The following is a 9,248-nucleotide window of genomic DNA, read 5'->3' on the forward strand; positions in this document are numbered from 1 at the left end:
GCGGCAAGCCACGGGGTATCAACAAATGATATTTTCTATCTTAACGCAGCAAGCTGCGGGGAATTTAACCCGACAGATTCCGCAACCTTAATCGCGTATTCATTGTAATCTGTGTAATCTGCGAAATCTGTGGATTAAAATATATCTCTGCCCTAAGACCCTATATAAGTTTTTTTACAGTTGTTACCGAAAGCAGAGTTAAAGAATTATTAGAACGTGTCGATAAACTTAATTAAAGCTTCGTGGTTGTCAGCCTTTACCTAACGCCCAAGGTTGATGGCGTCGTAAAAAGTCCCATCTACTGCGTTGTAGTATTTTTTCAGACACTCGGCATACTACATGTATAGCCTCGTTCCTGAAAAAATACTACGCCTTGTATATGAACCTTTTTACTTAGCCATCTATAGTTGAATGCGTGACTTTTTATGAGATCATCAAGAGGCTATCCCAGAATATGCCTTCCGGAAACTGGAGAAATTAAAAATGATTCATAAAGTTAGAGGCGGCAACGAAAAGGGTTTTACCCTGATTGAGCTGATGATCAGTGTGGCTATTATCGGTATCCTGTCGGCGATTGCCATTCCGAATTTTTTAAACTATCAGCGAACAGGTTACGAATCTGCCGCCCGGGCAGAAGCCAAAAACTTTTACTCCATAGCCCTGGCTTATGCCGCTGACAAAGGACAAGCATCTGTTATAACTATCTCTGCCACTGCTCTGCCTACTGGTTTTTCTAAGAATACCGCTATAACTTATTCCGGATCTTTTGTAGTTGACACTGCCGGCGCTACAACGTCTGATATGACATTTAGACATACCAAATCTATGACAACATTTTCTCTTAATGCCAACGGTGCATTAACTAATAATTAGAAAAATAGCATTCGGCAAGGACTTCTGCAATATGCTTGACCCGTATCTTGCCGCCGCGTTTGTCCATCCCGCCGCGAAGCTGAATCACACCGCCCGGACAGTCTGTTACCAGCAGCCACACCAATGCGATACCGTAGAATTTATTGCTGTCAATACGAATAGTAATGTATCTTCGGTGGACTCCAACAATTTATTGAGAAGTTGCTTGATAAGTAATTAACTGTTTGATAGTTTTAGAAAATATGAAAACACTGACAAATCTCATGGGAGAACTTGAAGAACAGCTCATCGTCTGTATGCGGTGCGGAATGTGCCAGGCGGTCTGTCCGCTCTTTGCCCAAACAGGCCGTGAAGCCGATGTAGCCCGGGGCAAACTGGCCATTTTAGAGGGCCTGATGCAGGAAATGTTCAAAGATCCTGAAGGGGTGTACGTACGTCTTAATAAGTGCCTGTTGTGCGGATCATGCGGCGCCAATTGTCCCAGTGGTGTCAACGCCCTTGAAATTTTCATAAAAGCCCGCGCCATTCTCACCGGCTATATGGGACTGCCGCCGGTTCAAAAACTGATATTAAGAGGAATGCTATCCCGTCCGGAATTCTTTGACCGTTTGGCGGAGTGGGGCACAAAATTCCAAAAAATTTTCACGCAGCCGGCAAACGAGCTTATCGGCACCTCCTGTGCCAGATTTGTTTCGCCGTTATTGCAGAAACGGCATTTCGTGCCCCTGGCACCAATGCCCTTTCATCGCATGCTGCCGTCTTTAAATTCAAAACCGGCCCGCTCCGGGATCAAAGTGGCTTTTTATGTCGGGTGCCTTATTGACAAAATTTTTCCCCGTGTGGCCCGGTCTGTTGTCGATGTTTTAAATCATAGCGGTGTCGGGATTTATATGCCTGGAAACCAGGGATGTTGCGGCATACCGGCCATTTCTTCAGGCGATACGATTACATTTAACCGGCTGGTGCGCCACAATCTGGAAAAATTTCAATCACACGACTTTGACTATCTTGTTACGGCCTGTGCAACCTGCACCACAACAATTCGTAAAATATGGCCCATGATGGTTAAGGATGATTCCGGCGCCATCAAAGCCGGCGTCGAAAAGATAGCGGAAAAAACTATGGATATCAATCAGTTCCTGGTTACAAAGATCGGACTTGAAAAAGGTGAATTAGGGCATCGATCCGGTGTAGTTGACGTAACCTATCACGACCCGTGTCATCTCAAAAAATCGCTCGGAGTAATGGAGGAACCCCGGCAACTCATTCTTGCCAACCCGGGATACCGCTTAAAAGAAATGCCCGAGTCGGACTGGTGCTGTGGACTGGGCGGAAGTTTTAATCTGCAATACTATGAACTGTCGTCCGCCATCGGCAAACGCAAATGTGATCATATCAAAGCATCCGCATGTTCACAGGTAGCCACCGGGTGTCCGGCCTGCATGCTGCAGATTGCTGATATACTTTCCAAATCAAATGAATCTATTACGATTAAACATCCAATTGAAATCTATGCGGAATCATTAAAAATGAATGCAAAGCCTACCTTGAACCGCGCGGGATAGCAACGTTTCCGGAGATCGAGCAGCCCTTTGAAGTACTCTCGATCCTGACGCGCTGCACGGTTTATGGAAAGATAAACAGAGGATTCAAACGTGGGCTAATAAACGTTCTTGATTACCTGTTTGGGCAACGGCAAATAATTAATGGGTGACCCCATTACTCTAAGCTTTTGTTGGATGCTGGATATAAAGAGTATTGACTGATTTTCAGTCTGCTGGAACAAGAACTTTGACTTCTTTCTCTAAGCGATTGCCTAAATTCATTTTAGCCATTTCAGTATCATAATGAACTTGAATACCTGCCCAAAAATCAACAGACATCCCAAAATGCCGGGCCAGTCTTAGAGCTGTGTCAGCACTAATCCCTCTTTCACCACGAACAATTTTGTTAATTCGCATGGCAGGAACGCCAATATCTTTTGCAAGCCGATACTGGGATATTCCCATTGGCTCTAAAAATTCCTCAAGCAATATTTCGCCAGGGTGTGTTGGCGGAAAATCTCTCATTTTGCTACCTCCTCAGTGATAGTCAACTATCTCAACACTGTATACACCGTCTGCGCGCCATTCGAAGCAAATACGCCACTGGTCGTTTATTCGTATACTGTGCTGTCTTTCACGGTTGCCGCTCAATTTCTCCAGTCGATTTGCAGGTGGAACTCGAAGATCATTAAGATTAGCCGCTCTATGGATCATAATTAGTTTTCTTTCCGCAAGTCGCTGTATGTCATGTGGCAATTTTTTAGAAAACCGACCTTGAAATATTTTCTCAGTCTCTTTGCATTTAAATATTTTGATCATTGCAAACATAATAACCCAAAAAGATATTATCGTCAAGGGTTATTGTTTTTTCCTTTCAATTTTAAAAAAATAGCTGGAGTCATCCAACAATGATGTCATCTGCAAAAACGCAAATACTACAGATTACATCATTCAAATAATCAGTATTATTTACAATATTATCAGATACTATCGCTTATTTAGAACGTATATTGAAACCGGTAGAATTTGCGTTTTTGCAGGGATGTCCAAACAATTGGAATCACATCTTGATTTGTGATTAATGTCATCATTAAACCATCGGCGCTATCAACATATCTCCTTGAAATAATATAATATAAAAACTATAATCACTAATCAAAATGTGACCCCGTTCCTCAGGTCATCCACCGAAGGTCGACAACCCTTGCACGAAAAGCGTTACCAGAACGGCCAAAAACTCAAATTCCAGAAACCGGGTCGCATTCTGATCGTATAGCAGGGTCACCCTGGCTGGGAACTCATCGTCACGGTCATAAAAAATCACCTGTAGCGGTATGTGGGGAAGCAGGTCAAACCTCAGGCTCACCGACCCCATGCCCGCCTCGCCGGCCAGCCGACCGCCCATCGAGCCTGCGGCCGCCAGCAGCTCTCCCACACGCCCTTGAAAGCGCTTGATGAGCGGACGCTCTAGAGCGTCTTGGGAATAGCTGCCCTGTTTGAAGAGCGGGCCGGCCAACGCCGAAAAGGTAACCATGCGGCCGCCTGGCCGGCACCGGCTGCCGTTCATGATGTAATGGCACAGAACGCTGCCGATATTGTCCAAAAACATCTGTCCATCCGATCGCCGTACACCAGTGGGCGATACCAGAAATGTTTTGCCCAAAAACGGGACCTTGGCTTCACGCGCGTCATTCAGACCAAGACCAAGCATTTCGGCTGAAGCGGCAATATCGGTCTGGGCCAGGCGTCGGGTCAGCTCCATATAGATTTTGCGGTATCCTCCGGTCTCGCCTGATTCTTTCATGCCGCCGCCCTATGGAATGCTAACACGCCATCCCTATTTTGCCCAAGCGCTGGGTCAGTTTGCCTTTTTCGCCGTAATAGTAATAGGATGTCCCCAAAGTTCATTACTACAAGGGTTGGTTCATTTGCTTGAAGATTGCCTCCAACTGCTCGCGCGTTGCCCGGCTCGATTCAACTGAAAAGCCGTATGTTGCTTCAATGCTTCCCATTTTCAGTTGTTCCACAATGGCATCCGTGAATTCATTGAGGGGCACACCGAATGTATGCAACCCTTTGCCTCCGAGATCAGTATCAACAGCGGGCGGAATAATTTCAATGACGGCAATCGGCGTGCCGGATAGTTGATGTCGCAGCGAAAGCGTAAACGAATGTAGCGCGGCTTTTGTCGCACAATAGACAGGCACATTCGACAGTGGCACAAAGGCCAGCCCCGACGTGATATTAATGATTGCAGACCGTTCCTTTTGCAGAAGATGGGGAATAAAGAGGGTTGAAAGGTGGATCGGGGCTTCAAGATTGATCGCCACCTCTTCACCCAGGGTTTCCCAAGCCGGCTTCTGTTGCAGTTGAATTCGTTGTTGAATCCCTGCATTGTTGACGAGCATATTCAAGCCCGGGTATGTTTCTGTTACCCAGGCAAACAACGCCGTGCGTTCAGCCGGGTTGGCCACGTTGCACACGCGGATATGCAGTTGCGGATATTTCGATTGGGCCTCTTTTAATTTATCTTCGCGGCGACCGCAGATGATGACGCTGCTTCCCGCTTGAATAAATCGCTCCGCAAGTGCAAACCCAATCCCGGACGCACCGCCCGTGATGAGCACCGTATTTGCCTTGAATTCCATGCGTGCCTCCTGCTAAATATTTAGAATAACATGATAAACGGTTACGTGTTTCTAACGCATAACGTCGGTTTGCCCTTGCCATCTAACCGTGCTTTTCTTCTTAAAAGTGTGTTTTGGCCCCCAAAATGCCCTTTTAAGGCCTTATTTGACGCAAAATTTAAACGTTTTATATATTATATCAATATGTTCCTGTGGTCCGCCCCCCATTCCCCTTCGAAGATGCGGTGCTGCTGGGCGTTTACAATGATGGTTATCGGGCGGCCAGCACATGCAGAGGCACCTCGGCAACCTCGCCCCGATTGATTTTAAAGGCCCGGATCGGGTCCACTCCCGCCATCAGGCTGACGATAACATAAACCATGCCGGGGTCATGGGCCAGGCGAATGTCCTCTACAGAAGGCCGGGCCGGGGCTTCGGGATGGGTGTGGTACACTGCCGCCACCTGCAAACCCTCTTCCCGCATCCGGCGGATGGCGGCAAATTGTTCCGCCGGGTCCATGGTGTAGTGATCGGGGGCGGCATCTATGTTGGTTAACTCGAAATGATGACCCACCACCCCGTCCTTGGTGGCCAGGTAGCCGCAGGCCTCGTTGGGCTCCTCCCGCCGGCCGTGCTCCAGCATGGCGGTCAGAATTTTTTCTTCAATCTGCAAAGTCATCGCTGGAATCCTTTATCTAAATCAATGCTTAAAATAACAAGATCACCAGAGACATCGCCCTCCGAGGTCAACGAGCCGTAAACGTTCAGCAGTGCCGCAGATTCGGGCAAGCAGCCCGCGCGAATATATCAGCGCCCGGGCCCCGCTCGCGTCAACAAGATGTGGTGCTACTGGACGTTTTCTCAGCGGTTTGGTTGTGCTCGGCAAATAGCTCGTCCAGGTGGGTGCGGGCGAGCTCCAGGTAAGGTTCCATGGTCAGAGCGATCTTGAAGTTGCGGGCCGCCTCGTTATGGCGGTTGAGCTTGCGCAGGTTGACCCCGAGGTTGGCGAAATCGATGGCCGAGGCCGGCTCCAACTCAATACAGCGGGAAAAGTGGGTGACGGCGGTTTCGTAGTCATCCAGCTTGTAATGGCAAAATCCCAGCAGGTTGTGCAGGTCCGGCCGTTCCTCATCCAGTTCGATACCCAGGCGCAGGACCCTGATCGCCTCCTGGTACTGGCCCATGTCTTTCAGGCAATCCCCCATGAAAGAGTAGATGTAGGGAACATCCTCGGCCTCGGGGTTCAGTTCCAGGGCTCGGTTGAAGTGGACCATGGCCTCCTGGAAGCGATTTAAGGCCGTCTTTTTCTTGCCCAGGTAGAACTCGATGAAATAGGCCCGGGGTAGGATCGCGCTCATTTTTTTGAACTGCTCGATCTGGGCGGCGGGGTCGCTGATCTGCTCGTGGGCCAGCTTGGCGGCGAACAGCCCGGCGTTCTTGCTCATGGAGCGCTCCCGGAAATGGGCGCCGGGCACGATGGTGTAGATCGCGGGAATCTGCAAATCCTTATGATGCACGTCGATGAGCAGCACCTCCATGTCCAGCTTGGCAAGGGCCGTCAGGCAGCGTTCAATCTCCACCTTCATGTTGTTGTCGCCAAGATCGGGCAGGTCGCTTAACTTTACGGTCCGGCCGGGGTTGACAATGTAATCCACCTCATCCAGGGACAGGGGCTTGGGCAGACCGCTGGCCACGTAGTTGGCCTTGGTATGGAAATCCCCGGCCAACTGGGCCACTTCGGTCAGGGCTCGGATCAGGGCCTTGTTGGGTTCCGGTGTGGTACCGGCGGTATAGACGATCTCGCTGGTCTCCGGAAAGGTGGATGGATCGATGGCCATAGCCCCAACCGTGGGAATGCCGGTGTCCAGGGTGAAGTCGTTGAGATAAACCTGAATCCCGTGGCGGGTGAATTTCTTTAGCAGTTCGGCGGCCACCGGATCGGTGATGGAATCGGGATCGATCAGCGGGGCCTTGATCCGCTCGCGGGTCACCTCTGCGCAGACGTGGCGCTCGACGATCTCACAGAGCCCCTGTAAAATCGCCTCTTCATAGGTGTTGCCAGCGGAAGAGCCGTTGAATTCATTGATTGCATAGAACCAGGAAAAAGGAACCAGGACCATCTCACCCCGGTTGAGGCTGGTGGCCCAGGCCCACCGGATGGGAATATCAGCGATAAGCTCGGCTAAAGTTTCCTCCGAGGTGTTTTCATCGTGTACCGACTTGAGCAGGTATTTGAGGGACAGCAGGGGCAGCCCCTCGGCCTTGAGTTCGGCGTAGGTGGCCCGGATGAAATTGGCCGGGTTTTGCTTGAAGCTGAAAAAGCTGAAGCGCTCAACCAGTTCCATACAGGCGCTGGCCTGGGACTGGGCCTTGGTGCAGCCCTTGCCCATCTGCTTCTTGTTGCGGATGACCTCGAAGGCTTCCTTGCCGCAAACGCTGAAGTAAACCGGGATACCCAGCCGGCCGGTGTCGACCCGCCGCACATCGGTCAAGATATCAAGCTTGACCTCGGCCAGTTTCTGCTTGAACTTGGCTATGGTCTCCTCGGGGGTGCAGACCTTGTCCTGGTCATAGGTGTAGTGTTTGAAACAATCCCTATAGGTGACGGGGACGGGAATGGGCGGGCGTCGGGTTGTTTTGCTCATGGTCGTCCTCTGTGCCCCTGTGATCAAGAAGATAGGCTGATTTTGCCAGGTTTTACCAGTGGGTTCTGAACATGCCCAATCCGTTTTCCGTTGTCAAGTGTTTCTGATATAAAGTGGTATCAAATTCCGTTGCGTACCTTAAATAGCTAAGAGAGTTCAAGCCTGCCGTTGACTTTTCTTATTCAAAAGAGGTTAATCAAAAGCCAAAAGCAGACCCCAGTTACCGAATGTTATAATTTTAGGGGCGTCCCGAAAGTTCACATTGTCATTCTCTTGGAGTAATATCCAGGCACCGTGGCCGAGATTCTCACCGCATTCATCACATATCGACTCGCGACTTGAGATAAACACCTTGAGTTCGTTCTTTTGTTTTCTGTCACGCTTAGTCATCTGGGATATTCCGCTTCCTAACGCCCACAATCACCTGGCAGCGGAAGCCGCAGGCTGTAGCTGATCTGGTGAATTGTGATGTTATCCATTTTTTGATACTAATTCACCTTCGATGTATCTGTGAATTATGCCAGAGATGAGGGTTTGGTAGGGGATACCCATTTTCATTGCTTTTTTTTGAATTCCTTTATAATCATGCTCGTAAAGACGTATTGTGATTCGTTTGTCTTTTTTAAAAGTGCTTTTTGCTATGGCTTTGATACTTTCTATTTCCTTTTTAGATGGTGTAGAAAGCTTCATTTTTCCACTTTCATAAGCATCTAAGATATCTTTTTCTTCTTTATCGTATTTCATTTTTGCTCTCCCTTCTCTCTTTGGTAAACTTTTGTTGCTTTTCTGCTTGGGATAATTGTCTTTAAAAATATTTGTTCTTTTCTTACAATATGTGGGACTAAATAAATATAATCCTCAATGATAACAAAATAAATTTTTTGCCCTGGACATTTTTGTTGATCTGGATGATCTGCAACTTTCCAAACATCACCTTGTGATAGATGAAAAACTACCTCTTCAAAAGACAGCTTTCTTTCTTCTTTCAGCCACTGATTTTTTTCTGGATTCCAATCATATTTCATGATTGCAGTGTACATCTTTTGCATGTACAAGTCAAGATTCGTCTTTTTCCAGGATAACGCGGTGATCAGCCAGAGCCCGCAGTTTGGGCGATTGGCTGCATCACGTTGTTAGCCCTGCCGTCCTTAATGCTCTCCCTCTAATCTTCTTCTCCAGTTTCGAGGTTTTTGGGGACCTGCCACCAAGAGCCCTTGCGTTTTCTTACGCTTCTTTCTATCCAATTGGGGCCGGGCCACATGGATTTATTGATATTTATATATTATATCAAGCTGTTCCTGTGGTCCGCCCTCCATTCTCCTTCTAAGATGCGGTGCTGCTGGGCGTTTACAATGATGGTTATCGGGCGGCCAGCACATGCAGAGGCACCTCGGCAACCTCACCCCGATTGATTTTAAAGGCCCGGACCGGGTCCACTCCCGCCATCAGGCTGACGATAACATAAACCATGCCGGGGTCATGGGCCAGGCGAATGTCCTCTACAGAAGGCCGGGCCGGGGCTTCGGGATGGGTGTGGTACACTGCCGCCACCTGCAAAC

The 9,248-nt window shown here is 48.7% G+C and carries 12 protein-coding genes; 2 read left to right on the forward strand and 10 right to left on the reverse strand.

Going from position 1 to position 9,248, the window contains the following annotated elements:
• Positions 1-483: 483 nt before the first annotated feature.
• The gene (locus V3S16_RS07755; RefSeq protein ID WP_413884104.1) at positions 484-873 is read left to right on the forward strand and encodes a type IV pilin protein; all 390 of its coding nucleotides are present in this window, start codon (positions 484-486) and stop codon (positions 871-873) included.
• A 242-nt stretch (positions 874-1,115) separates the two neighbouring features.
• The gene (locus tag V3S16_RS07760) at positions 1,116-2,438 is read left to right on the forward strand and encodes a (Fe-S)-binding protein (protein ID WP_413884105.1); all 1,323 of its coding nucleotides are present in this window, start codon (positions 1,116-1,118) and stop codon (positions 2,436-2,438) included.
• Between the two features lie 204 nt (positions 2,439-2,642).
• On the opposite strand, the gene V3S16_RS07765 is transcribed toward V3S16_RS07760, so the two are convergent.
• The 10 genes from V3S16_RS07765 to V3S16_RS07810 form a co-directional block, all read right to left on the reverse strand.
• Positions 2,643-2,942: a HigA family addiction module antitoxin gene (locus V3S16_RS07765; RefSeq protein WP_413884106.1), complete on the reverse strand. Its 300-nt coding sequence runs from the start codon at positions 2,940-2,942 to the stop codon at positions 2,643-2,645.
• Positions 2,943-2,954: 12 nt separating this feature from the next.
• Positions 2,955-3,236, reverse strand: coding sequence for a type II toxin-antitoxin system RelE/ParE family toxin (locus V3S16_RS07770; protein WP_413884115.1), 282 nt, complete (start codon positions 3,234-3,236; stop codon positions 2,955-2,957).
• Between the two features lie 361 nt (positions 3,237-3,597).
• Entirely contained in the window at positions 3,598-4,221 is a 624-nt protein-coding gene (locus V3S16_RS07775; RefSeq protein WP_413884107.1) for a DUF3786 domain-containing protein, read from the reverse strand.
• A 106-nt stretch (positions 4,222-4,327) separates the two neighbouring features.
• Positions 4,328-5,065 (reverse strand): SDR family oxidoreductase, encoded by a 738-nt coding sequence (locus tag V3S16_RS07780; RefSeq protein ID WP_413884108.1) that lies wholly within the window; start codon positions 5,063-5,065, stop codon positions 4,328-4,330.
• A 250-nt stretch (positions 5,066-5,315) separates the two neighbouring features.
• Positions 5,316-5,723, reverse strand: coding sequence for a M67 family metallopeptidase (locus V3S16_RS07785; protein ID WP_413884109.1), 408 nt, complete (start codon positions 5,721-5,723; stop codon positions 5,316-5,318).
• Between the two features lie 151 nt (positions 5,724-5,874).
• Positions 5,875-7,689, reverse strand: a complete 1,815-nt coding sequence (locus V3S16_RS07790; RefSeq protein WP_413884110.1) for a YcaO-like family protein — start codon at positions 7,687-7,689, stop codon at positions 5,875-5,877.
• A gap of 192 nt (positions 7,690-7,881) precedes the next feature.
• Positions 7,882-8,079: a hypothetical protein gene (locus V3S16_RS07795; RefSeq protein WP_413884111.1), complete on the reverse strand. Its 198-nt coding sequence runs from the start codon at positions 8,077-8,079 to the stop codon at positions 7,882-7,884.
• A gap of 81 nt (positions 8,080-8,160) precedes the next feature.
• Positions 8,161-8,433, reverse strand: a complete 273-nt coding sequence (locus tag V3S16_RS07800) for an antitoxin (RefSeq protein ID WP_413884112.1) — start codon at positions 8,431-8,433, stop codon at positions 8,161-8,163.
• Entirely contained in the window at positions 8,430-8,714 is a 285-nt protein-coding gene (locus tag V3S16_RS07805; RefSeq protein WP_413884113.1) for a BrnT family toxin, read from the reverse strand. The genes V3S16_RS07800 and V3S16_RS07805 overlap by 4 nt, the downstream gene beginning before the upstream one ends.
• 334 nt (positions 8,715-9,048) lie before the next feature.
• Positions 9,049-9,248, reverse strand: a 200-nt coding sequence (locus V3S16_RS07810) for a Mov34/MPN/PAD-1 family protein (protein WP_413884114.1), incomplete at its 5' end; no start/stop codon positions are given.

It is taken from the genome of Candidatus Desulfatibia sp. (genome assembly GCF_036446775.1).
Taxonomy (GTDB): Bacteria; Desulfobacterota; Desulfobacteria; order Desulfobacterales; family UBA11574; genus Desulfatibia_A.

Coding starts and splice junctions, on each gene's coding strand:
- V3S16_RS07755 (WP_413884104.1), top strand. CDS start 484: ATGATTCATAAAGTTAGAGGCGGCAACGAAAAGGGTTTTACCCTGATT.
- V3S16_RS07760 (WP_413884105.1), top strand. CDS start 1,116: ATGAAAACACTGACAAATCTCATGGGAGAACTTGAAGAACAGCTCATC.
- V3S16_RS07765 (WP_413884106.1), bottom strand. CDS start 2,942: ATGAGAGATTTTCCGCCAACACACCCTGGCGAAATATTGCTTGAGGAA.
- V3S16_RS07770 (WP_413884115.1), bottom strand. CDS start 3,236: ATGATCAAAATATTTAAATGCAAAGAGACTGAGAAAATATTTCAAGGT.
- V3S16_RS07775 (WP_413884107.1), bottom strand. CDS start 4,221: ATGAAAGAATCAGGCGAGACCGGAGGATACCGCAAAATCTATATGGAG.
- V3S16_RS07780 (WP_413884108.1), bottom strand. CDS start 5,065: ATGGAATTCAAGGCAAATACGGTGCTCATCACGGGCGGTGCGTCCGGG.
- V3S16_RS07785 (WP_413884109.1), bottom strand. CDS start 5,723: ATGACTTTGCAGATTGAAGAAAAAATTCTGACCGCCATGCTGGAGCAC.
- V3S16_RS07790 (WP_413884110.1), bottom strand. CDS start 7,689: ATGAGCAAAACAACCCGACGCCCGCCCATTCCCGTCCCCGTCACCTAT.
- V3S16_RS07795 (WP_413884111.1), bottom strand. CDS start 8,079: ATGACTAAGCGTGACAGAAAACAAAAGAACGAACTCAAGGTGTTTATC.
- V3S16_RS07800 (WP_413884112.1), bottom strand. CDS start 8,433: ATGAAATACGATAAAGAAGAAAAAGATATCTTAGATGCTTATGAAAGT.
- V3S16_RS07805 (WP_413884113.1), bottom strand. CDS start 8,714: ATGAAATATGATTGGAATCCAGAAAAAAATCAGTGGCTGAAAGAAGAA.